This window comes from Pseudaestuariivita sp. (genome assembly GCF_052825805.1).
Window position 1 is genome coordinate 1 of sequence record NZ_JBRBVB010000007.1, and the last position, 20,928, is coordinate 20,928.

Genomic DNA, 20,928 nt, shown 5'->3' on the forward strand with positions numbered 1-20,928 from the left:
CGTGCGGCCAGCACCGCCCCGCAGATCGCGGCCTGCTCGCGCCCGCCGAGCGTGGCCAACGCCAGGATCGAGGCTTTGCTCTCCGCGTGAAGCGCCAGCGCGGTGTCGATGGCCCGCGTCTTGCGCGCGATGCCCTCGACGTCGGAGCCCGTGCCCGGGCCAACCCATTGCGCAGCATCCCCGCCCAGGATCGCGGCGGCAAGCGCGGCGGCGATCGTCGAGTTGCCGATCCCCATCTCTCCAAGGCACAGCACCTGCGCCGAGGTGTCGACCGCGTCCCAGCCGCGCTGCATCGCCGCCAGCGTCTCTGCCTCGCTCATCGCGGGCGCCTCGGTGATGTCCGCCGTCGGCCTGTCGAGATCGAGCGCCACGACCGACAGCTCCGCCCCCGACGCGCGGCAGAGCTGGTTGATCGCCGCGCCGCCGTGCTCGAAATTGGCAACCATCTGGTGCGTGACTTCCTGCGGGAACGGGTTCACACCCTGCGCACAGACCCCGTGATTGCCCGCAAAGACCAGCGCCTGCGCCCGGTCGATCACCGGCTTTTCCGCGCCCTGCCAGCCCGCGACAAAGATGGCCAGGTCCTCGAGCCGGCCGAGCGCGCCCGGCGGCTTGGTCAGGCTCATCTGGCGCGCGGTCGCCGCCTCGATGGACGTCTGATCCGCGCGCGGCAGCGACTTTGCGAGAGCCGCAATGTCATTCAACCGATTGATTGGAAATTCTGCCATGTCATTTCACTCTCATCGAAAGGCCGGAGACGGCGAGGTACACCTCGTCCGCCACCGCGGCAATGCGTTGATTCAAAAGCCCTTGCGCGTCGCGAAAGGCGCGGGCGAGCGCGTTGTCGGGCACGATGCCGAGGCCGACTTCGTTGGTGACCAGAACCGTGTCCGCCTCCGTCTCCTCGAGATGCAGGGCGAGCGCGTCTGCCGCAGGCTCCCACGGCACCTCGCGCAGGATCAGGTTCGTAAGCCACAGCGTCAGGCAATCGACGAGCCGCACCGGCGGCAGGTCGCCTTCCAGCGCCGCGACAAGCTCGACAGGCTCCTCCACGGTGACCCAGTCGCCGCCGCGCCGCGCAAGGTGCGTGGCGATCCGCGCGCGCATCTCGTCGTCATAGGCTTCGGCGGTCGCGACATAGCCCGCAGGCCGCCCCATCGCGAGGGTCAGCTCCTCGGCGATGCGGCTCTTGCCCGAACGGGCGCCTCCAGTGACCAAAATCGTCTTGCTCATGCGGTCGAGAGACACCAGAAACGCCGCACCTGCAACGGGAGAATGCGACATTGACAGCCCAGGCTGCGACCGATGTGTTCTGGATCCGGCACGCGCCCACGGTGGCGCCGGAGACGCTCGCCGGGCGGCGGGATGTGGCGGCCGATGTGAGCGATTCTGTGCGCGCAGAGGCGGTGCGGCGGTACTGCGGAGAGGTTGATGTGCTGATCCGGTCCCCCGCCCAGCGCTGCGCGATGACCGCTGCCACGATCTGGCCTGAAGGCGCGCCCGAGGTCGATGCCCGGCTCTGGGAGCAGGACTTCGGCGCCTGGGACGGGATGGCGCTGCGTGATCTGCCGGACCTTGGCCCGCTGCCGGCGCGGGAGCTTGCCGCGCATCGACCTCCGCAGGGCGAGTCGTTTCTGCAAGTCGCGGATCGGATCGCGCCGGTTCTGGTGGAGCTGCCGGAGCGCAACGTTCGCCGGATCGCCATCGTCGCCCATGCCGGCGTGATACGCGCGGCCCTGGGGCGCGCGCTGGGGGAGGTGCATGCCGGGCTCGGCTTTGCCATCGCGCCCTGGTCGGTCACACATCTGTCGGTTCTGAAAGGCAGCCCGCCCGCCATCGTGCGGGTCAACTGGGAGCCCCTTGGTGCTTGACCGCCGCGGTCTCTCGTCTGTCCGCGTGACGGGTCACTTTGGCGAGTTCCTGCAGGGACGGATGAGGCCGGACGGTCCCGTGGCGTTGGTGACGCTGCCCTGCCCTGCAGCATGGCTCGAGATGCGCAGGGTGTCGGATGCCGGGTTTGGTCTCAGCGGCACATCTTTGCCGCGTGGTCCGGCGCGGCGTCTGGGGCACGCGCTTGGGATGCCGATCAAGGGGCGATACTGCGCCCGGACCTCCCTGCCGATGGGCGCGGGCGCGGGCCTGTCCACGGCGGCGCTTTTGGCCCTGGCCTCCTTTGGTCCTTCGGTGCCTCGGACGAAGCTGGCGCGAGCCTGCGTTCTGGCCGAAGGTGCAAGTGATCCGCTGATGATGCCGGACCCGTCGAGCTGGCTCTGGGCGTCGCGCGCGGGGCGTGCACTGAGGCGGGTGCCACCCGCACCGACTTTCACATGTCTCGCGGGGCTCTGGGGGCCATGCTCACGCACCGACCCGAAAGACACCGATTTCCCGGACATCAGTGACCTTGTCCCGCGATGGGAGGAGGCGGCACGCGCGCGCGATCTTGCGAAGCTGGCGGCGCTCGCCACTGAAAGCGCAGCGCGATGCTCCCAGCTGCGGGGGGTCGCCGGAGACCCGAGCCTCGACCTGATCGCCTCTCTTGGCGCGCTTGGCCTTGCGCGGGCGCACACGGGTCCTGCACGCGCCTTTCTCTATGCGTCGGGAACCGTACCCGAGGAAGGCCCGGCGCGGCTGCGCGCGGCGGGTTACACCCATGTCTTTCGCTTCGAGAGCACAGCGTGAGTTTCTTCGGCGCCATGGCGCTTGCGCTGCTGATCGACGCGGTGGTGGGCTGGCCGGGGTGGCTTTACGCTCGGATCGGGCATCCGGTGACCTGGCTCGGCCAGGTGATCTCGGCGCTCGATGCGCGCTGGAATGACGGCGCGCTGCCCGAGGTGCAGCGGCGGCGCAACGGCGTCTGGCTGGTCACGCTGCTTGTCCTCGGCGTCGGGCTGGTAGGGCTGACGGTGCAAATGGCGCTGCCGCAGACATGGCTCGGCACGCTTCTACTCGGGCTGCTCGCCTGGCCTCTGATCGCGGTGAAGTCGATGGCCGACCATGTGAAGGCCGTCTCGGACCCGTTGCAGCAGGGCGACCTTGCGCAGGCGCGCTTTGCCGTGAGCATGATTGTCGGAAGGCACACGGCGCAGCTGGACGAGGCCGGTGTCACCCGTGCCGCGATCGAAAGCCTTGCGGAGAACACCTCGGACGGGATCACCGCGCCGCTTTTTTGGGGGGCTCTGTTCGGGCTGCCGGGAATTGCGGCCTACAAGGTGGTGAACACGCTCGATTCGATGGTCGGGTACCGGACGGAGAAGCATGCAGCATTCGGATGGGCCTCGGCCCGGCTCGATGACGTGGTGAACTGGGTGCCGGCGCGGCTGACGGGCGCGCTCTTCGCGCTGGTGTCCAGCGCGCCTCGCGAGAGCCTGCGTGCCATGTTTGCCGACGCGCGTCAGCACCGCTCGCCGAATGCCGGATGGCCGGAGGCGGCGATGGCGGGTGCCTTGGGTGTGCGTCTGGCAGGACCGAGGGTTTACGCCGATGGCGCGGTCGACGATCCTTACGTCTATGCGGCGGGGCGCGAACCCGTGGCGCGCGATCTGGCGCGCGGGCTGGCGCTATATTGGCGCGCGATGGGAGTCGCGGGGCTGAGCCTGGCTTTGGGAGGGATGATCCTTGCGTGATCACGGGGGCAATCTGGATGCGGCTGTCGCGCGTTTTGGCGGCGCAGTGGAGGACTGGATCGACCTTTCGACCGGGATCAACCGCGTGCCGTACCCGGTGACGGGGATCGATAGCACGCATTGGCAGGCGCTGCCGACGGACCTTGCGGTGCAGGGTCTGGTAGACGCGGCTTTGGCGGCCTACCGCACGGATGCACCGATCCTGCCTCTGGCAGGCGCGTCACACCCGATCCAGCTCTTGCCGCGTGTGTTGCCGAAGGCGGACATGCGGGTGCTGGGACCGACGTACAACGAACATGCCGCCAGCGCGCGCGCCGCCGGGTGGGACGTGTCCGAGGTGACGTCGGTCGAGGCACTGCATGGTGCCGCGGTCGCCGTGGTCGTGAACCCCAACAACCCCGACGGGCGTCATTTGACGCCGGACGCCGTGGCTGCGCTGAGCCGGGAGGTCGGGCTGCTGGTTGTCGACGAGAGCTTTGCGGACGCGACGCCGGAGATGTCCGTGTGTCCGCGGCTCGATGCGCTCGATCAGGTGTTGGTACTCCGCTCGTTCGGCAAGTTCTACGGACTGGCGGGCCTGCGGCTTGGCTTTGCGCTCGGACCGGCGCAGCTCTTGATGACGCTGCGCGAGGCGGCGGGGCCTTGGTCAGTCAACGGCCCGGCGCTGGAGGTAGGTCGGAGGGCGCTGTCGGATGAAGCCTGGGCTGCTGAGACGCGCGCGCGGTTGGCTGACGAGGCTGAGGCGCTTGACGAGATGGCTTTGACTGCTGGGTGGCATTGCGCCGGCGGCACCGGGCTTTTCCGGCTTTATGAGACGGAGGATGCGGAGGCGGCACAGACACATCTCGCGGAACACAAAATCTGGTCGCGGGTTTTTCCGTATTCCAAGACGTGGCTGCGGCTTGGACTGCCAGGCCTGGCAGGCGAATGGGATCGGCTAAAGAGCGCCTTACGCCTGCTTGGGTAAGAACGCCTCCACTGCCGCCTGAACAATCACAAGCGTGTTGCCCGTATCCGGGTTCACCACGTTGAGCCCGCCGTGGGTCGCGGTGACGGACGCCTTGCCGCGCGGCAGTTTGGCGACAAGCGCTTCGGTGTCGATCTTGTCCGGTTCCTGCGCGCCGAGGGTCACGCGGACCTCCATCGCGTCGTGGGAGATGCCGAGGGTCTCGAACATCGGGATCGACGAGTGGCGGATCGCGTCCTCGATCGCGCGCGCAGCGGCCTTGGTGTAGTCCATCCCGTACTGGTCGTTGCCCATCCCCATCTCGATGATGAAACGCTGCATGGCCTAGCCCTCCATCTCGAAGCTGACGGAAATGGCGACATTGGCGATCACCGTCGGCTTGCCGTCCGTGCGCGGCACGTCGAGCCCTCCCTTGACGCAGGTGACGCTGATCTGGCCGTAGGGGAAGGCTTCGGTCACGGCGCTTTTGTCCACCTCGTCAGGCGCTTGCACTCCGATTTCCAGGTCGATGAGCATCTCGGATTTCTCCCGGCCAAAGAGCTCGGCGAGGTTGATCGAGTTGTGCCAGAGCGCGTCCTGAACGGCGCGCTTGGCAGCCTCGGTATAGTCCTGCCGGCGGAGCGAGGAGCCCATCCCGAACTCGGTGAGCATGCGTTTCTTGGGCATGAGGTGGGCCTTTCGGAGGGTGGGGTTAACTTGTTTTTTGCACTAGAAGTGTGTAAATAAATGTGTAGGCGATCTGAAAAGAAAGAGGAGGGCGAAGTTGTCAAAGAAAACGTATAGACGGTTGTCAGGAGCTATCTACCTCTTCGTCGCTTTCGGGACCATCTCCGCCTTTGTGTCGATGGCACTGGCCTGACCTGCTTTTCGCCGCGCCCCGACATTGAAAACGTCAGAAACGCGGCGCCGACGATCATCCCGATATGCACCGTACCCAGCAACGCTTGTGACGCCGCCAAAAGCCTAGAGTCGGGGCTAGGTCGAAAGTCGCCGTAGCCAAGCGTCGAGAAGGTCACGACCGAGAAATAGATGAAGTCTCGCGCTGTCTGAGTCCGTTGCGCGTCGAACGTCGGCAAGATGCCAACCGTCCGGTAGTAAAGCGCGAAGGCGACGACACTGTAAAAGATCGAAATCGCGATGTCCCGGATCAACCTCGACGGAGAAATGCGAAAGCGCTCACTCTGCAGGTAGATGACTGCGAACGTTGTCGCGAGAAAGAATACGAATCCGAAGGCTGCGAACATCGCGGTGGCATATGGTGTTGGCGTAAAGCCGACCCTAGAGAAGACCTCGAAAAAGAGCTCCAAAAGGATGACCCCGCCAAGACCTGCGATAAACGCACTCATGGCATTGCGGGCGCGGCTGCCTCTCGTGGAACCGGGAAACAGCCGCACCGTCTTCAAAACTCCACGCCCTTCTGCCCTTTAACCCCCGACCGGAAGGGGTGCTTCACCAAACTCATTTCAGTTACCAGATCGGCAATCTCGATCAGCTCTTCCTTGGCGTTCCGCCCGGTCAGCACGACGTGGGTCATGGGCGGCTTTTCCTCGACGAGGAACTGCACCACGTCGTCGACGCTCAGGTAGTCGTACCGCAAAGCGATGTTGATCTCGTCGAGCAGAACCATCTTGATCTCGGGGTTGCGGATCAGCTCCTTGGCTTTCTCCCAGCCCTTCTCGGCGGCGGCGATGTCGCGGGCGCGGTCCTGGGTCTCCCAGGTGAAGCCCTCACCCATCGCGTAGAATTGGCACAGATGCGCAAAGTTCGCCTCGATCAGCGTGCGCTCGCCGGTCTGCCAGGCCCCTTTGATGAACTGCACCACCGCTGACGGCATATCGTGCGCGATGCAGCGCAGGATCATCCCGAACCCCGACGAAGACTTCCCCTTCCCCGGCCCGGTGTGCACAATAATCAGGCCCTTCTCACCCTCCTTGGTGGCCATCATGCGGTCGCGGGCGGCCTTCTTCTTGGCCATCTTGCTGGCGTGGCGGGCGTTCTGATCGAGCTCTGACATGACGACTCCGGTTGACATCCCGCGCCGGCGGGCCTCTAGGTGACGGTGCTGGTTCCCAAGAGCTACCTTGGGCGAAGAGGGAATGCGAGGGGTCTGGTTTTACCGCAAACCGCACCCGACGCAGCCGCCCCCGCGACCGTGACCAAAGAGGATGCACCGCCACTGGGAGGAGCCCGGGAAGGCCGCATCCAGGCCGCAAGGCACTTTGCAAGCCGGGAGACCTGCCAGCGCGACGAAGACGGACGACCGGGGTGTGTCGTGGCCGGATCATGCGGGAGGTCTGCCCGCCGGTCCCCCATGCGCGCCCCTTTGGGATACGGGAACGAGGGACGATCATGGGCGCGACACTCTACGTCTGCACCACCTGCAAGCACGAGGGCGATGACCCCGAGGCGCCCCGGCGCGGCGCGCGGCTCGCCGAAGAGCTGCTGGCCAAGGGCGCACCCGAGGGCGTGACGATCCAGCCGGTCGAGTGCCTGTCAGCCTGCAAGAACGGCTGCTCTGTCGCGTTGCAGGAAGGCGGGAAGTGGACCTACGTCTACGGCCGCCTCGACCCCGATGAGGGTCACGCGGACGACATCCTCGCAGGCGCTGCCGCCTATGCCGCGACATCCGACGGGCTGGTCCCATGGCGCGAACGTCCCGTCATCTTTCGCAAACAATCGATCGCCCGCATCCCGCCGATGCTATCCGGCATCCCAAAGCTCTGAGGGACCCCTGACATGAACGATTTGACCAAAATCCCCGTCACCGTCATCACCGGCTTTCTCGGCGCGGGAAAGACCACCTTTATCCGTCACCTGATGACCAACCCTCAAGGCAAGCGCCTCGCGGTGCTGGTCAACGAGTTCGGCACGATGGGCGTCGATGGTGAGATCCTCAAGGGATGCGCGGACGAGAATTGCCCGGCGGAGAACATCCTCGAGCTCGCGAACGGGTGCATCTGCTGCACGGTGGCCGATGACTTCATCCCGACGATCGAGCAGATCATGGCCCTGCCCGAGCCGCCCGATCACATCCTGATCGAGACCAGCGGTCTGGCGCTCCCCAAGCCGCTCCTCAAGGCGTTCGACTGGCCCGCGATCCGGTCGCGCATCACCGTCGACGGCGTAGTCGCGCTGGCGGATGCAGAGGCCGTCGCCAAAGGCCAGTTCGCCACCGACGTGGATGCCGTTCAGGCCCAGCGCGAGGCGGACGAGTCGCTCGATCACGAGACGCCGCTCTCGGAAGTCTTCGAGGACCAGATCTCCTGCGCCGACATCATCCTGCTGACCAAGGCCGACCTCGTGGACGACGCCACCATGGCCAAGGCCCGCGGCGTCGTGGAAAGCGAGGCGCCCCGCAGCCTGCCGATCCTGCCGGTGAGCGAAGGCGTTGTGGACCCCCGCGTCGTGCTGGGGCTTGGCGCGGCTGCCGAAGACGACCTTGACGCCCGCCCCTCCCACCACGACGGGCACCACGACCACGAGCATGACGACTTCGACACCATCGTCGTGCACCTGCCCGAGATCGATGACCCGAAGGACCTCGAGGCGCGCATCGAGCGGCTTGCGCGCGAGGCGCATGCGCTCCGGGTCAAAGGCTACATCGCGGTCAAAGGCAAACCGATGCGGATGCTGGTGCAGGCCGTGGGCGCGCGCGTGCGGATGCAGTTCGACGCGCCCTGGGGCGACCGCCCGCGCCGCTCTTCGCTCGTGGTGATCGCCGAGCATGACCACGTGAACCGCGCCGAGATCGAGGCCATCCTGGGCGCTTGATCCATGCACGTCGTCTTCCGCGAAAGCCATGGCCTTGGTGACACCGAGACGCCGTTCGACCTGGCCCAGAGCCCGGCTGATCTGGTGGTGCTGTCGTTTTCCGACAGCGACCTCGGCGCGTTTCAGGCGGGATACCGGCGCGGGAAGGACGACCTGCCTTCAGTGCGGCTCGCGAACCTCGTGGCGCTCAAGCATCCGCTGTCGGTGGACACGTATCTCGAGCAGACCTTGTGCCACGCCAAGGGCATCCTGATCCGGCTCATCGGCGGCGAAAGCTACTGGTCTTACGGCCTGATGTCCGTGCAGGACCTCTGCCGCCGGAAGGGCATCGCCCTTGCTGTCTTGCCCGCCGACGGACGTCCCGACCCTGCGCTTGACGCTTTGTCCACGGTCCCCGTCTCCACGCTCCGCCGTTTGTCGGCTCTCTGCGAAGCCGGAGGCGCCGTCGCCGCCCACGCCGCCCTCGCTCAAATGGCACTCGCAGCCGGCCTCTACGCCGCGCCTGTGATGGGCAGCAAAATGGTGCCGGACTTTGGCTGGTACCGTCCGGGGGAAGGGGTGGTCGCGACGACGCCAGCGCAAGGCAGCGTGATCGTCACCTTCTACCGCTCCTACCTCACCTCCGCCGACACCGAACCCGTCGACGCCCTCCTCGCGGAACTGGAAACACGCGGTTTCCAAGCCATCGGCCTCTTCGCGCCGTCCCTCAAGCAGCCCCAGGCGGCACAGTGGATCCGGGAGGTCCTCACCGGAGCCCAGCCCGCCGCCATCATCAACGCAACCGCCTTCTCCGCCCAGACGGACGATGGCACGTCGCCCCTCGACGCGTCCGGCTGCCCGGTCTTCCAGGTCGCCCTCTCGACGGCGCGCAAAGGCGAATGGAAAGAAGCCGAACGCGGCCTCTCGCCTGCCGATCTGGCGATGCACGTGGTGCTGCCGGAGGTGGACGGGCGGCTCTTTGCAGGCGTCGCGAGCTTCAAGGCACCTGCCAAGAAGGACCCAGACCTCGAGTTCTCGCACTTCGGCCACCGGGCCGATCACGCGCGGATCAAGCACGTCGTCGACCGCGTCGCCGCGACCCTCGCGCTGACGCACAAACCACTCGCCGAAAAGACACTCGCGCTGGTGCTTTCCACCTACCCCGGCCGCGACTGGAACCTCGCACATGCCGTGGGCCTCGACCCGCTGGAATCGGTCGGCGAGATGATGACATGGCTCGGCGGTGAAGCACCGTCGGACCTCGGCACGGCCCTCAGGACAGAGACGCTCAGCTGGCCGGTAGCGGACTACGAACGCGCGCTCCAAAGCCTCCCCGAGACCGCTCAGAACGACCTGCAAATGGCGTGGGGAGACCCGGCGCAAGACCCTGCGGTCGAAGACTACGCCTTCCACTTCAAAGCCCTCCGGGTCGGCACGCGCCTGATCGCACTGCAACCCGAACGGGGCGAGGTGCAGGAGCGCGAGGACGACTACCACGACCTCGCCCGCACGCCGCGCCATGGCTACGTCGCCTTCTATCTCTGGCTCAAATCCCAAAACCTCGACGCGCTGATCCATGTCGGCGCGCATGGCACGGTGGAGTGGCTCCCCGGGAAGGCCGTGGCACTGTCCGCGGACTGCTGGCCCGAGCTTTTGCTGGGCGCGACGCCGGTCATCTACCCCTTCATCGTGAACGATCCGGGTGAGGCCGCGCAGGCCAAGCGGCGCATTGGTGCGATCACGCTCGGCCACGTCCCGCCGCCCATGGCGGAAAGCGCGGTGCCGCAGGTGCTGACCCGGCTCGAAGGTTTGCTGGACGAGTATTCGACCGCCGACGGGCTCGATCCCCGCCGCCGCGACCGGCTCATCGAGACCATTCGCGAAGAGGCACAGGCGACGGGAGTGGAAACCGACCTCGGCCTCGACGCAGACGCCTCCGCCGCCGAAGCCATCACGCGCATCGACCGCTTTGTCTGCGACATCAAGGAAAGCCAGTTCGGCGACGGCCTGCACGTCTACGGCACAGGTCCCCACGGCGCGGGCGAGAAAGAGGGCCTCTTGTCGGCCCTCGCAGGCCGCCGCGTGAACGCCGGACCCTCCGGCTCTCCCTATAGAGGACGCGATGACGTGCTGCCCACGGGGCGCAACCTCTTCACCACCGATCCGCGCAGCGTGCCGACAAAATCCGCCCATGCGCAGGGCGTGAAGATGGCCGAAGAGCTGGTGCGCCGCCACCTGCAGGACGAGGGCGATTGGCCGCGCAACGTGGTCGTCGACCTATGGGGCTCTGCCACGATGCGCACGGCGGGCGAAGAATTCGCGATGGCTTTGCATCTCGCGGGGCTGGCGCCGCAGTGGGATCACAAGTCAGGCCGCGTGACAGGCTACGAAGTGCTGCCACTCGCGCTGATGAACCGCCCCCGGATCGATGTGACTTTGCGCGTCTCTGGCCTTTTCCGTGATGTCTTCCCCGGTCTTGCCCAGATGTTCGAAAGTGCAGCTGCGACGCTCAAGGATCGCGACGAGACGGCGGAGCAGAATCCCTATCGCACCGAGACGCCGCGCGTCTTTGGCCCACGTCCGGGGCAGTATGGCCTCGCGATGCACACCGCGCTCGATGAACTGACCGATGATGCGCGGAAAGCGGCGGGGGAAGCATGGCTCAAGGCGTCCTCATACGCCATCGACGCGCAGGGCGGGATCACCGAGGCGCGCGCGGCGATCGAAGCGCGGGCCAAGGCCGCCGACGCCTTTGTGCACGTGCAGGATTTGCCTGAGACGGACCTTCTGCTCGCCTCCGACTATGCCACGCACGAGGCCGGGTTTGCCGCAGCAGTGGCGACTTTGGGAGGCACGGCGCCCGCGCTCTATCACATGGACGCAACACGTCCAGATCGCCCACAAGCCCGCGCTTTGGCGGAAGAGATTGCCCGCGTCGTGAGGGCGCGCGCGACGAACCGCGACTGGCTTTCGGGCATGCAACGGCACGGTTTTCGCGGCGCGGCAGAGATCGCGGCGACGCTGGATCACATGGCCGCTTTCGCGCATCTGGCGGGCGTCGTGGCGCCGCATCTCTTTGACGCTTATCACGACGCGACACTGGGCGATGAGGACGTGGCGGAGTTCCTCGAGACGGAGAACGAAGGCGCCTTTCACGCGATGCAGGCGCAGTTTCAGGCGCTGCACGACGCGGGCCTCTGGCAGACCCGGCGCAACTCGATCCGGGCGGCTTTGGAGGGGGCGTCGTGAGCGCAGAGGTGCAGGTCAAGGGCTGGTGTCCCACTGCCTTACGCCCCATGGCGTCGGGCGACGGGCTGCTGGTGCGGGTCGCGCCGCCGATGTCTCGTGCGACGGCGGAGCAGGCCGCAGCCCTGGGCGAGGCCGCGTTGGACCATGGCTCTGGCTGGATCGACCTTACAAGTCGTGCGAACTTGCAGATCCGGGGCGTGACCGGCGAGAGCTACCCGCCGCTGCTCGCCGCATTGCAGTCATCACGCCTTGCACCGCAAAGCGAAGGTGAGGAGTTCGGTGGCCGCATCACCCTCACCCCGCTGCGCCAGGCAGATGACGAGAGCGAGGCGCTCTTCCACGCGCTGATTGCCCATGCCGCGCAGATGCCAGTGTTGCCGGACAAGATGGGTGTGGTGATCGACACCGGACCAAGCCTCCAGCTGCGCGGCATGTCCGCCGATTTCCGGTTCGAGCAAAGCGATGTCGGCCTGATCCTGCGCGCGGACGGGTCGGACTTTGGCAGGCCGGTGACCGTGGCGTCAGCGGCGGACGCCCTGGCACAAATGGCGCAGTGGTTTCTGGACACCCGCGCCCCAGACATCCGCCGCATGGCGCCGCACCTCAAGACCACGCCTCTGCCGGACGCATGGACCAACGCGCCGGCGCAGCACGATCACGGCGCGCGGCTTTTGCCGGGCTTTGTGCCGGGCGGGCGCGTGATCGGCCTGCCGTTCGGCAAGCTGCGGGCTGAGGACCTGATCCGGCTCGACTGCGCGATCCGTGTCCTGCCCGGGCGGCTTTTGTTCCTTGAGGACCGCGGCGCATCGCTCCCGCAAGACGCCATCACGGCCCCCGGCGACCCGCGGCTGCGGCACCACGCCTGCCCCGGCGCACCGGCTTGCACGTCGGCGGAAGTGGAGACCCTCCCGCTCGCGCGCGCCCTCACCAGCAGACAGCACATCCACGTCTCCGGCTGCGCCAAGGGCTGCGCGCATCCGCGCCCTGCCACGCTCACATTCGTCGGGCGGGACGGCAGGTTTGACCTTGTGCGCGGCGGCACGGCACGCGAAACGCCAGAGCGCACGGGCCTGTCACCGCAGGACGCACGGAGGATCGCTTGATGCCACACACCTACGAGACGAACGGCGCGGCGATTTACGAAGAGAGCTTTCGCACCATCCGGTCCGAGGCCGATCTGGCGCGCTTCGACCCGGATGAAGAGCCCGTCGTCGTCCGCATGATCCACGCCGCAGGGCTGGTGGGTCTTGAACGGGACGTGCGGTTTTCCAAAGGCATGGCAACGGTCGCGCGCCAAGCGCTCAAGGACGGCGCGCCGATCCTCTGCGACGCCTTCATGGTGGCCGAGGGGATCACGCGCAAACGCCTTCCCGCAGACAACGCGGTGATCTGCACCCTGCGCGATCCAGAGGTCCCGGCAATGGCAAAGGAGATGTCGAACACCCGCTCCGCTGCAGCGCTAGAGCTGTGGCGTCCTCATCTCGAGGGCGCGCTCGTGGCGATCGGCAATGCGCCAACCGCGCTCTTTCACATCCTGAACATGCTCGAGGACGCCGCCTGCCCGCGCCCCGCCGCGATCATCGGCTGCCCCGTGGGCTTTGTCGGGGCGGCGGAGTCGAAAGACGCGCTGATGGAGGACCTTCCGGTCCCGTCGATGATCGTGCGCGGACGGCTCGGCGGATCGGCCATCACCGTGGCCGCAGTCAACGCGCTCGCGAGTTTCGCCGAATGAGCGCCGCTCAAAAAGGACGTGTGATCTGCGCTGGCCTTGGCCCGGGTGACCCGGACCTGATGAGTGTCAAGGCGCACCGATTGATCTCCTCGGCCAGACATATCGCGTATTTCCGCAAGCCGGGGCGTGCCGGCCAGGCGCGCTCCATCGTCGAAGGGCTCTTGCACGCTGACGCCACCGAACACGCGATGGAATACCCGGTCACGACCGAGCTTCCCTTCGACAGCCCGGCCTACAAGACGGCGTTGTCGTCCTTTTACGAGGACTGGGCGGACCAGCTTGCGGGCATCGCAGCAACCGAGGATGTCGTCGTCCTCTGCGAGGGGGACCCGTTCTTTTACGGCTCCTTCATGCACCTACATGTGCGCCTCGCAGGCCGCGTCCCGGTCGAGATCATCCCCGGCATCACCGGCATGTCGGGCTGCTGGACGGCGACCGGCGTGCCGGTGACCTGGGGCGACGACGTGCTCACAATCTGCATGGCGACCCTTCCTGAAGAAGAGCTCACCCGTCGCATCGCCGACACCGATGCGCTGGTGGTGATGAAGATCGGGCGGAACCTCCCCAAACTCCGCCGCGCGCTCGAGGCGTGCGGCAAACTCGAAGACGCCTGGCTGGTCGAACGCGGCACCATGCCTGGCCAGTCGGTGCGCATGCTTTGCCATGTCGAGGGCAGCGTGCCGTATTTCGCAATCTGCGTGATCCACGGACAGGGGCGCAGGCCATGACCGGGACCTTGCGGATCGTCGGTCTGGGACCGGGCGCCGAAGGGCTCATCACGCCCGATGCGCAGGCCGCCATCGACGCCGCGACCGACATCGTCGGGTACATTCCTTACGTCAAACGCATCGCGCCGCGCCCGGGCCTGACGCTGCACGCCAGCGACAACCGGGTGGAAATGGATCGCGCCGCGCATGCCCTTTCGATGACCGCCGAGGGCAAGCATGTGGTTGTCGTCTCCTCCGGCGACCCGGGCGTCTTTGCCATGGCCGCCGCCATCTTCGAGGCGCTCGAAGGCAGGCCCGACTGGCAGGCGCTCGACATCGAAGTGCTGCCCGGCATCACCGCCATGCTCGCCGCCGCCGCCCGGATCGGCGCGCCCTTGGGGCATGACTTTGCCGCCATCAACCTCAGCGACAACCTGAAGCCGTGGGAGGAGGTCACCCGCCGCCTGCGCCACGCCGCGCGGGGGGGGTTCGCGATGGCCTTCTACAACCCCCGGTCCAAGTCCCGCCCGCACCAGTTCGGGGAGGCTTTGGCCGTCCTCAAGGAGGAGTTACCGGGGAGCGTGCCGATCTTCTTTGCCCGCGCGGTCACGACGCCTGACGAGGCGATCCGCACGGTGACCTTGGACGAGGCCAAGCCCGAGATGGCCGACATGCGCACCGTCGTTCTGGTCGGCACCGCCGCCACGCGCGCGGTGGGGCGGTTCCACTACACCCCTCGGTCGGTGCCGGAGGCCGGGGTATGACCGAGCCACGCGAGGACATCTTCGACGCGCGTGCAGGTGTGCCGCGCGGGGATTGTGGGGCGGTCGATCATAATCACCGGCAGGCCCAAGTCCTCCGCCGCATCAAGCTTGGCCCGCGCCGCATCCGCACCGCCATTCTTGGCGATCAGATGCGTGATGCCATGCGTTTCCATCAGCGCGCGGTCCCCCTGGAGGGTAAACGGCCCACGCCCGGTCACCGTCACATGGTCGGGCAAGGGCTGCGGCACGCGCTGCGCGTCGATCATGCGCAACAAATAAAAGTTGTCCGGCTTGGCGGCGAACACACCCACCTGCTGCTTCCCAATCGCCAGAAAGACTCGCGCCTTGCGCGCGGGCAGCGCATCGCAGGCGGCCGCGACATCGGGCACGTGCGTCCAACCGGGGTACGAACGCCAGCCGGGCCGTTCGAGCGCCGTCAACGGAACACCCGTTGCCTGACACGCCTCCACTGCGTTGCGGCTCATTTGCGCAGCGTAGGGGTGCGTCGCATCGACCACATGCGTGATCTTTTCGCTGCGCAGAAACTCCACCAGCCCCGGCACGCCGCCAAACCCGCCCGTCCGCGTCGGCAAAGGCTGCTGGATCGGGCGTTTCGTCACCCCGGCGTAGGAGAACACCGCATCGAGATGCTGCGCAGCGAAGGCGGCGGCCAGGCGGCTCGCCTCGTTGGTGCCTCCCAGCAAAAGTACGCGCATGTCTGACCCCTGGCTCACGATCATCGGGCTGGGCGAAGATGGCCTGAACGGGCTTTCGAGCGCAAGCCGCAAGGCGCTTGATGCTGCGCAGCATGTCTTTGGCGCAGCGCGGCATTTGGCTCTGGCAGAGGTCGATGGCACACCCTGGCCGATCCCCTTTGACACCGCGCCGCTGCTCGCGTGCCGGGGGCAAAAGACGGTGGCCTTGGTCTCAGGCGATCCCTTCTGGTACGGCGCGGGCGGCAGCCTGATGCGCGATCTCGCGCCCGGCGAATGGACCGCCCACCCCGCCCCCTCGACGTTTCAATGGATCACGGCACGGCTCGGATGGCGGATGGAGGACACGCTGACCCACGGCCTGCACGCCGCTCCGTTCGAGACGTTGCTGCCTCTCCTCACGCCCGGCGCCCGGGTGATCTGCACCCTTCGCGACGGTCAAGCGGCCGGCACGTTTGCGGCATGGTTGACCGAAACAGGATTTGGCACCAGTGCCTTGCAGGTCTGCGAACGAATGGGCGGGCCGCAGGAGCGTATTCGACAGTTGACGGCAGCAGCATTTGATCTCGAAGACGTCGACGCGCCGGTTGCTGTCGCGATCGAAGTCAAAGGGCCGTTGCTGCAAACCTTACCGGGCCGCTCCGAAGGCGCATTTCAGCACGACGGCCAAATCTCTAAACGCCACGTACGCGCGCTGACGCTGATGTCGCTCAACCCCTTTCCCGGCGCGCACCTTTGGGACCTTGGCGCGGGCTCCGGCGGGGTCTCCGTCGAATGGTGCCTGGCCGCAAAAGGCGCCACCGCCACAGCCGTCGAACAAAAGCCCGTGCGGTGCGCCAACATTCGCTCGAATGCCGCGCAGCATGGCTTGAGTACGCGCCTCTCCCTACTGGAAGGTCAGGTGCCTGACGTTCTGCCCGACACACCTGCAGACGCGGTGTTCTTTGGTGGAGGCGCAACGCAAAGGTCTGTCGATTTGGTGTGGAGCAAAATGCCCACCGGGGCGCAACTCGTGATCAACGCAGTGACGCTCGAGACCGAGGCGCTCGTCGCTGACTTGCATGCCAAGCTCGGCGGGACACTGACCAAGATCGAGATTTCCGAGGCAACGCCGCTTGGCACTTTTCGTGGCTGGACGGCAGCGAGGCCCGTCGTGCAGTGGAGCGTGACCAGATGATCGTCGCAGGCTTTGGATTTCGCGCCAGCGCACCGCTTGCCGCGTTCGAGGAGGTGGCAAAAGACACCTCCTTCACCCACATCGCGGCGCTGGCTGAGAAAGCGGATCACCCCACGTTCCGGGATTTTGCGGCCGCCCACTCCACCGAGCTCTGCCTAGTTGAAAGCGTCGAGGGGATCGAAACGGGCACCTCGTCCCCGCGCATCAAAGCGCGGTTCGGAACAGGCTCGCTCTGTGAAGCGCTGGCACTCAAAGCAGCGGGGGTGGCAGGCCGCGCGACTTTGCTGCAAACACGCCGCATCTCGCGGGACGGGACAGTGACGATGGCCATTGCGGAGGGACACGCATGACCGTGCATTTCATCGGAGCGGGTCCGGGCGCTGCGGACCTCATCACTCTGCGCGGGCGCGATCTGATCGCGGCTTGCCCGGTGTGTCTTTATGCCGGCTCGCTCGTGCCGGAGGCGCTTCTGACGCATTGCCCTGCCGGCGCGCGGATCGTTAACACCGCGCCCTTGTCGCTGGATGAAATCATGGCCGAGATCGAGGCCGCGCACGGCAAAGGGCACGACGTCGCGCGTTTGCACTCGGGCGATCTGTCGGTCTGGTCGGCGATGGGGGAGCAGCTGCGGCGTCTGCGTACGGCGGGCATTCCTTACGATGTGACCCCGGGCGTGCCTGCGTTTTCGGCCGCCTCCGCGCTTTTGGCGCAAGAGCTAACGCTGCCGGGCATTGCACAGTCGGTGGTGCTGACGCGCACCTCGGGGCGTGCGACGCAGATGCCGGAGGGCGAGAGCCTCGAGAATTTTGGCGGCACCGGCGCAACCCTTGCGATTCACCTGTCGATCCACGTCGCCGCAAAGGTGCAGGCCGAGCTGACGCCGCACTATGGTGCCGACTGTCCGGTGGCGATTGTCTGGCGCGCCTCTTGGCCGGATGAGCAGGTCGGGCGCTGCACTCTGGGCACGCTCACCGACACGGCCCAGACGGGCCCGGGGAGGACGGCGCTGATCCTCGTGGGGCCGGCGATCGGGGCGGATACGTTCGACGAGAGCCAGCTTTACGCCGGAGATTATGACCGGCGGTTCCGCCCAGTCGGCACGCATCCGCGGTTTCCCAAGGGGCAGGAATGACGGACGGTCTCGTTTCTCCGGGTCTCGTCATCTCGGCGCCCGCCTCCGGCTCGGGCAAGACCACCGTGACGCTCGGCCTTTTGCGCGCGTATGCCCGTGCGGGCGTTGCGGTGCAGCCCTTCAAATGCGGGCCGGACTACATCGATCCGGCGTTTCACCGCGCGGCCAGCGGGCGGGCCTCGGCCAACCTCGACAGCTGGGCTATGGCGCGCGACACGCTGGCGGCGCGGATCGCCGCGCCCGAGGCGGAGTTGGTTCTGGCCGAAGGGGCGATGGGCCTTTTTGACGGTGTCGCCGCGCCCGGCGCACATGGCACGGGCGCCAGCGCCGACATCGCCGCCCTGACGGGCTGGCCGGTGGTGCTGGTGCTCGACGTGTCGGGACAGGCGCAATCGGCGGCTCTGGTGGCGCGCGGGGTGGCCGGGTTCATGCCGGGCGTGGAGCTTGCGGGGGCGATCCTCAATCGGGTCGCCTCCCCCCGGCACGAGCGGCTCGTGCGGGACGGCATGGACCGTGCCGGCGTCACGGTATTCGGCGCGCTGCCGCGCCGGCCCGAGCTGAGCCTGCCCGAGCGGCACCTGGGCCTTGTGCAGGCCGAAGAGCAGGAAGGGCTCGCCGAGACACTCGACGCGCTTGCGGATCTGGTGGCCGAACACGTGGACCTCGATGCCGTGCGCAGCGCAGCCAAGGGGGGCATCGCTGGCGCTGAGGCGCCGCGCATCACACCCCCGGGTCAACGGATCGCGCTGGCAAGAGATGCCGCGTTCTCCTTTGTCTACCCGCATCTGACCGACGCTTGGCGGGCGGCGGGCGCGGAGATCCTGCCGTTCTCTCCCCTTGGCGATCAGGCGCCGGATCCGTCGGCGGATTGTGTCTGGATGCCGGGGGGCTACCCGGAGTTGCACGGCGGCACGCTGGCTGCGGCGGCAACGTTCCGCGCCGGGATGCGCGCCTTTGACGGACCCATCCACGGCGAGTGCGGCGGGTACATGGCGCTGGGACAGGCGCTGATCGACAAGGACGGCACCTCGCATCAGATGTGCGGCCTTCTCGGCCTTGTCACCTCTTACGCCAAGCGCAAGATGCACCTCGGCTACCGTGCCGCGACCCTCGAGGCGGCGATGCCCGGCTGGGCAAATGGCACGACGCTGCGCGGGCACGAGTTCCACTATTCGACCATTCTCGAGCAACCCGACGCCCCGCTCGCAGTGGTGCGCGACGCCACGGGCGCGGAAGTCCCCGAGACAGGCTCGGTCCGCGGCCAAGTCAGCGGCACCTTCTTTCACCTCATCGGCGGAGACGGCGCGTGAGCGGGTTCGTCAGCTTTGTCTCGTCGGGTCCGGGCGACCCGGAGCTTTTGACGCTCAAGGCGGCGGACCGGATCAAGGCGGCGGACGCCGTGCTTTACGACGACCTCAGCGCCGGGCCGATCCTCGAGCTCGCGCGGGCGGAGGCAGACCTCGTGGGCGTCGGCAAACGCGCCGGCAGGCCATCGCCCCGGCAGGACCATGTGAGTCGGCTGCTTGTCGACTACGCGCGTACCGGGCAGCACATCGTCCGGCTCAAGTCGGGCGATTCGGGCATCTTTGGCCGGCTCGAGGAAGAGATCGTCGCCCTGATGGAGGCGCAGATCCCCTTCGAGGTGATCCCCGGCGTGACATCTGCCTCGGCCGCGGCGGCAGCCCTGTCGATCCCTCTGACGCGCAGGCTGTCTGCGCGGCGGCTGCAGTTCGTGACCGGCCACGACGTGGCAGGCCATTTGCCGGAAGACCTCAACATGGCCGCGCTGGCCGATCCTCTGGCGACGACGGTGGTCTACATGGGCAAGCGCACGTTTCCCCGCTTTGCCGCGATGCTTGTGGATGCGGGCCTGCCGCCGGAAACGCCGGCCCTTTTGGCCGAGGCGGTGTCGACGCCGGACCAGACCTACGACATGAGCACCGTCGCAGAGCTCTCGCAGCGGCTGGAGGCAGAGGTCGGCACGGCACCTGCGCTGATCCTTTACGGCGCGCTGATGACCCCGCCCGACATCCCCGCATGATCCGGCTCAGCCTCATCGGTATCGGCTCCGGCAATCCCGAACACCTGACATTGCAGGCCGCGCGGGTGCTGGGCGAGGCCGATCTGGTACTGCTGCCGGAGAAGGGGCATGACAAGGCGCAGCTCGCGGACATCCGGCGGGAGATCCTCGCCGTGCATGCGGCGCAAGTTCCCGTGGCCCCCTTCACCATGCCCGAGCGCGATCCGGCCATCGCCGACTACGAGACCCGGGTGAACGCTTGGCACGACGCCATCGCCGACGTTTGGAAGGATGCCCTCTCCCCGCTCGACGGCACCGGTCACGCCGCGCTCCTCGTCTGGGGTGACCCGTCGCTTTACGATTCGACGCTGCGTATCGCCGCGCGCGTGGCGACGCGTCTCAAGCTCGAGATCGAGGTGATCCCCGGCATCACCTCCGTCCAGGCGCTCACCGCCTCTTTTGCCGAGCCGCTTAACACGCTCGGCGGCCCGGTCACGATCCTGCCCGCGCGCAGACTGCGCGATGGCGGCTGGCCGGAGGGCGCGGAAACACTTGTCGTCATGCTCGACGCCGGCACCAGTTTCGAAACGCTGCCCGTGGACACACAGGTTTGGTGGTCGGCCTATGCCGGTATGGCGCAGGAGGTCCGCATTGCAGGCCCGCTGGGCGAGGTGCTCGCGCAGATCCGGGAGGCGCGCAAAGCCGCCAGGGCGCGGCACGGCTGGGTGATGGACATCACGATGCTGCGCCGACCGCCAGCCGCATGAGGCGCTGGCAAAAACCGCGCAGGCGCCCCTTGACCCGCCCTCGCCAAATCAGTACCTCACGCGCCAGTGGCGGTATAGCTCAGTTGGTTAGAGCAGCGGAATCATAATCCGCGTGTCCGGGGTTCAAGTCCCTGTACCGCCACCATCTCCACCCTCAGTTTTGCGTCTACGCTTCTCTTTGTGCCCGTGAACCGCCCCTTGTTTGCCGGAGACCCAGAAGTAGGGATACTGGGTCATGGGAAAGACGAAGTACGGAACACGTTATCCAGACGAATTGCGCGCGCGAGCGGTGCGGATGGCCTTGGATCACGAGACAGAATACGCGAG

General features: G+C 67.0%; 24 protein-coding genes, 1 tRNA gene and 1 riboswitch. Of the genes, 18 read left to right on the forward strand and 7 right to left on the reverse strand.

Annotation, left to right across the window (positions count from 1 at the left end):
- Together ACU0B3_RS09630 and cobU are read right to left on the reverse strand one after the other, a co-directional pair.
- The coding region (locus tag ACU0B3_RS09630) for a nicotinate-nucleotide--dimethylbenzimidazole phosphoribosyltransferase (RefSeq protein ID WP_446260640.1) at positions 1-728 on the reverse strand (728 nt) is incomplete at its 3' end.
- 1 nt (position 729) lies between these two features.
- Positions 730-1,233: a bifunctional adenosylcobinamide kinase/adenosylcobinamide-phosphate guanylyltransferase gene (gene cobU, locus ACU0B3_RS09635; protein WP_446260641.1), complete on the reverse strand. Its 504-nt coding sequence runs from the start codon at positions 1,231-1,233 to the stop codon at positions 730-732.
- A 50-nt stretch (positions 1,234-1,283) separates the two neighbouring features.
- Between cobU and ACU0B3_RS09640 the strand changes: the two genes are divergently transcribed.
- Genes ACU0B3_RS09640 through cobD form a run of 4 tightly spaced genes read left to right on the forward strand, consistent with a single transcriptional unit; the run spans position 1,284 to position 4,590 of the window.
- Positions 1,284-1,871 carry a histidine phosphatase family protein gene (locus tag ACU0B3_RS09640; protein ID WP_446260642.1) on the forward strand — a complete coding sequence of 196 codons (588 nt, stop codon included), beginning with the start codon at positions 1,284-1,286 and terminating at the stop codon, positions 1,869-1,871.
- Complete coding sequence (locus ACU0B3_RS09645; protein WP_446260643.1) at positions 1,864-2,679, forward strand: propanediol utilization protein; 816 nt, start codon at positions 1,864-1,866, stop codon at positions 2,677-2,679. Before ACU0B3_RS09640 ends, ACU0B3_RS09645 begins: the two co-directional genes overlap by 8 nt.
- Before the next feature lie 14 nt (positions 2,680-2,693).
- Complete coding sequence (cbiB, locus tag ACU0B3_RS09650; protein ID WP_446260663.1) at positions 2,694-3,623, forward strand: adenosylcobinamide-phosphate synthase CbiB; 930 nt, start codon at positions 2,694-2,696, stop codon at positions 3,621-3,623.
- Entirely contained in the window at positions 3,616-4,590 is a 975-nt protein-coding gene (cobD, locus tag ACU0B3_RS09655; protein ID WP_446260644.1) for a threonine-phosphate decarboxylase CobD, read from the forward strand. Before cbiB ends, cobD begins: the two co-directional genes overlap by 8 nt.
- Here the strand turns inward: cobD and ACU0B3_RS09660 are convergent.
- The 4 genes from ACU0B3_RS09660 to cobO form a co-directional block, all read right to left on the reverse strand.
- On the reverse strand, positions 4,573-4,911 hold the full coding sequence (locus ACU0B3_RS09660) for a Lin0512 family protein (protein ID WP_446260645.1): 339 nt from the start codon (positions 4,909-4,911) through the stop codon (positions 4,573-4,575). The two genes, cobD and ACU0B3_RS09660, sit on opposite strands and share 18 nt — an antisense overlap.
- Positions 4,912-4,914: 3 nt before the next feature.
- A complete protein-coding gene (locus tag ACU0B3_RS09665) occupies positions 4,915-5,256 on the reverse strand; it encodes a Lin0512 family protein (protein ID WP_446260646.1) in 342 nt (113 codons plus the stop codon).
- A 131-nt stretch (positions 5,257-5,387) separates the two neighbouring features.
- A complete protein-coding gene (locus ACU0B3_RS09670) occupies positions 5,388-5,984 on the reverse strand; it encodes an ion channel (protein ID WP_446260647.1) in 597 nt (198 codons plus the stop codon).
- Between the two features lie 5 nt (positions 5,985-5,989).
- Entirely contained in the window at positions 5,990-6,604 is a 615-nt protein-coding gene (gene cobO, locus ACU0B3_RS09675; RefSeq protein WP_446260648.1) for a cob(I)yrinic acid a,c-diamide adenosyltransferase, read from the reverse strand.
- 32 nt (positions 6,605-6,636) lie between these two features.
- Positions 6,637-6,847: riboswitch (cobalamin riboswitch) on the forward strand.
- A 92-nt stretch (positions 6,848-6,939) separates the two neighbouring features.
- Here cobO and ACU0B3_RS09680 point away from each other — a divergent pair.
- From ACU0B3_RS09680 to cobJ, 7 genes are read left to right on the forward strand one after another with little or no spacing between them, the layout of a single operon-like run.
- A complete protein-coding gene (locus ACU0B3_RS09680) occupies positions 6,940-7,314 on the forward strand; it encodes a DUF1636 family protein (protein ID WP_446260649.1) in 375 nt (124 codons plus the stop codon).
- A gap of 12 nt (positions 7,315-7,326) precedes the next feature.
- Positions 7,327-8,361 (forward strand): cobalamin biosynthesis protein CobW, encoded by a 1,035-nt coding sequence (gene cobW, locus ACU0B3_RS09685; protein WP_446260650.1) that lies wholly within the window; start codon positions 7,327-7,329, stop codon positions 8,359-8,361.
- 3 nt (positions 8,362-8,364) lie between these two features.
- Positions 8,365-11,589, forward strand: coding sequence for a cobaltochelatase subunit CobN (gene cobN / locus ACU0B3_RS09690; protein WP_446260651.1), 3,225 nt, complete (start codon positions 8,365-8,367; stop codon positions 11,587-11,589).
- Positions 11,586-12,692 carry a cobalamin biosynthesis protein CobG gene (locus ACU0B3_RS09695; protein ID WP_446260652.1) on the forward strand — a complete coding sequence of 369 codons (1,107 nt, stop codon included), beginning with the start codon at positions 11,586-11,588 and terminating at the stop codon, positions 12,690-12,692. The genes cobN and ACU0B3_RS09695 overlap by 4 nt, the downstream gene beginning before the upstream one ends.
- Positions 12,692-13,321, forward strand: a complete 630-nt coding sequence (locus ACU0B3_RS09700; RefSeq protein ID WP_446260653.1) for a precorrin-8X methylmutase — start codon at positions 12,692-12,694, stop codon at positions 13,319-13,321. The genes ACU0B3_RS09695 and ACU0B3_RS09700 overlap by 1 nt, the downstream gene beginning before the upstream one ends.
- Positions 13,318-14,049 (forward strand): precorrin-2 C(20)-methyltransferase, encoded by a 732-nt coding sequence (locus ACU0B3_RS09705; RefSeq protein ID WP_446260654.1) that lies wholly within the window; start codon positions 13,318-13,320, stop codon positions 14,047-14,049. Before ACU0B3_RS09700 ends, ACU0B3_RS09705 begins: the two co-directional genes overlap by 4 nt.
- Positions 14,046-14,792, forward strand: coding sequence for a precorrin-3B C(17)-methyltransferase (gene cobJ, locus ACU0B3_RS09710; protein WP_446260655.1), 747 nt, complete (start codon positions 14,046-14,048; stop codon positions 14,790-14,792). Before ACU0B3_RS09705 ends, cobJ begins: the two co-directional genes overlap by 4 nt.
- On the opposite strand, the gene ACU0B3_RS09715 is transcribed toward cobJ, so the two are convergent.
- Positions 14,756-15,508, reverse strand: a complete 753-nt coding sequence (locus ACU0B3_RS09715) for a cobalt-precorrin-6A reductase (RefSeq protein WP_446260656.1) — start codon at positions 15,506-15,508, stop codon at positions 14,756-14,758. The two genes, cobJ and ACU0B3_RS09715, sit on opposite strands and share 37 nt — an antisense overlap.
- Between ACU0B3_RS09715 and cbiE the strand changes: the two genes are divergently transcribed.
- The 7 genes from cbiE to ACU0B3_RS09750 all read left to right on the forward strand — a co-directional run bounded on the left by cbiE (position 15,507) and on the right by ACU0B3_RS09750 (position 20,746).
- The gene (gene cbiE, locus ACU0B3_RS09720) at positions 15,507-16,682 is read left to right on the forward strand and encodes a precorrin-6y C5,15-methyltransferase (decarboxylating) subunit CbiE (protein ID WP_446260657.1); all 1,176 of its coding nucleotides are present in this window, start codon (positions 15,507-15,509) and stop codon (positions 16,680-16,682) included. The two genes, ACU0B3_RS09715 and cbiE, sit on opposite strands and share 2 nt — an antisense overlap.
- Entirely contained in the window at positions 16,679-17,032 is a 354-nt protein-coding gene (locus ACU0B3_RS09725; protein WP_446260658.1) for a cobalamin biosynthesis protein, read from the forward strand. Before cbiE ends, ACU0B3_RS09725 begins: the two co-directional genes overlap by 4 nt.
- Positions 17,029-17,814, forward strand: coding sequence for a precorrin-4 C(11)-methyltransferase (gene cobM, locus ACU0B3_RS09730; RefSeq protein ID WP_446260659.1), 786 nt, complete (start codon positions 17,029-17,031; stop codon positions 17,812-17,814). Before ACU0B3_RS09725 ends, cobM begins: the two co-directional genes overlap by 4 nt.
- Positions 17,811-19,124: a cobyrinate a,c-diamide synthase gene (locus tag ACU0B3_RS09735; protein WP_446260660.1), complete on the forward strand. Its 1,314-nt coding sequence runs from the start codon at positions 17,811-17,813 to the stop codon at positions 19,122-19,124. The genes cobM and ACU0B3_RS09735 overlap by 4 nt, the downstream gene beginning before the upstream one ends.
- Positions 19,121-19,855 carry a uroporphyrinogen-III C-methyltransferase gene (cobA, locus tag ACU0B3_RS09740; protein ID WP_446260661.1) on the forward strand — a complete coding sequence of 245 codons (735 nt, stop codon included), beginning with the start codon at positions 19,121-19,123 and terminating at the stop codon, positions 19,853-19,855. The genes ACU0B3_RS09735 and cobA overlap by 4 nt, the downstream gene beginning before the upstream one ends.
- Positions 19,852-20,601, forward strand: coding sequence for a precorrin-6A synthase (deacetylating) (gene cobF / locus ACU0B3_RS09745; protein ID WP_446260662.1), 750 nt, complete (start codon positions 19,852-19,854; stop codon positions 20,599-20,601). The genes cobA and cobF overlap by 4 nt, the downstream gene beginning before the upstream one ends.
- Positions 20,602-20,669: 68 nt before the next feature.
- A tRNA-Met gene (locus ACU0B3_RS09750) sits at positions 20,670-20,746 on the forward strand.
- The last annotated feature ends 182 nt before the right edge of the window (positions 20,747-20,928 follow it).

Coding starts and splice junctions, on each gene's coding strand:
- cbiB (WP_446260663.1), top strand. CDS start 2,694: ATGGCGCTTGCGCTGCTGATCGACGCGGTGGTGGGCTGGCCGGGGTGG.
- ACU0B3_RS09715 (WP_446260656.1), bottom strand. CDS start 15,508: ATGCGCGTACTTTTGCTGGGAGGCACCAACGAGGCGAGCCGCCTGGCC.
- ACU0B3_RS09725 (WP_446260658.1), top strand. CDS start 16,679: ATGATCGTCGCAGGCTTTGGATTTCGCGCCAGCGCACCGCTTGCCGCG.
- ACU0B3_RS09665 (WP_446260646.1), bottom strand. CDS start 5,256: ATGCCCAAGAAACGCATGCTCACCGAGTTCGGGATGGGCTCCTCGCTC.
- cobN (WP_446260651.1), top strand. CDS start 8,365: ATGCACGTCGTCTTCCGCGAAAGCCATGGCCTTGGTGACACCGAGACG.
- ACU0B3_RS09705 (WP_446260654.1), top strand. CDS start 13,318: ATGAGCGCCGCTCAAAAAGGACGTGTGATCTGCGCTGGCCTTGGCCCG.
- cbiE (WP_446260657.1), top strand. CDS start 15,507: ATGTCTGACCCCTGGCTCACGATCATCGGGCTGGGCGAAGATGGCCTG.
- cobJ (WP_446260655.1), top strand. CDS start 14,046: ATGACCGGGACCTTGCGGATCGTCGGTCTGGGACCGGGCGCCGAAGGG.
- cobF (WP_446260662.1), top strand. CDS start 19,852: ATGATCCGGCTCAGCCTCATCGGTATCGGCTCCGGCAATCCCGAACAC.
- cobM (WP_446260659.1), top strand. CDS start 17,029: ATGACCGTGCATTTCATCGGAGCGGGTCCGGGCGCTGCGGACCTCATC.
- ACU0B3_RS09660 (WP_446260645.1), bottom strand. CDS start 4,911: ATGCAGCGTTTCATCATCGAGATGGGGATGGGCAACGACCAGTACGGG.
- cobU (WP_446260641.1), bottom strand. CDS start 1,233: ATGAGCAAGACGATTTTGGTCACTGGAGGCGCCCGTTCGGGCAAGAGC.
- cobO (WP_446260648.1), bottom strand. CDS start 6,604: ATGTCAGAGCTCGATCAGAACGCCCGCCACGCCAGCAAGATGGCCAAG.
- ACU0B3_RS09700 (WP_446260653.1), top strand. CDS start 12,692: ATGCCACACACCTACGAGACGAACGGCGCGGCGATTTACGAAGAGAGC.
- cobW (WP_446260650.1), top strand. CDS start 7,327: ATGAACGATTTGACCAAAATCCCCGTCACCGTCATCACCGGCTTTCTC.
- ACU0B3_RS09680 (WP_446260649.1), top strand. CDS start 6,940: ATGGGCGCGACACTCTACGTCTGCACCACCTGCAAGCACGAGGGCGAT.
- ACU0B3_RS09735 (WP_446260660.1), top strand. CDS start 17,811: ATGACGGACGGTCTCGTTTCTCCGGGTCTCGTCATCTCGGCGCCCGCC.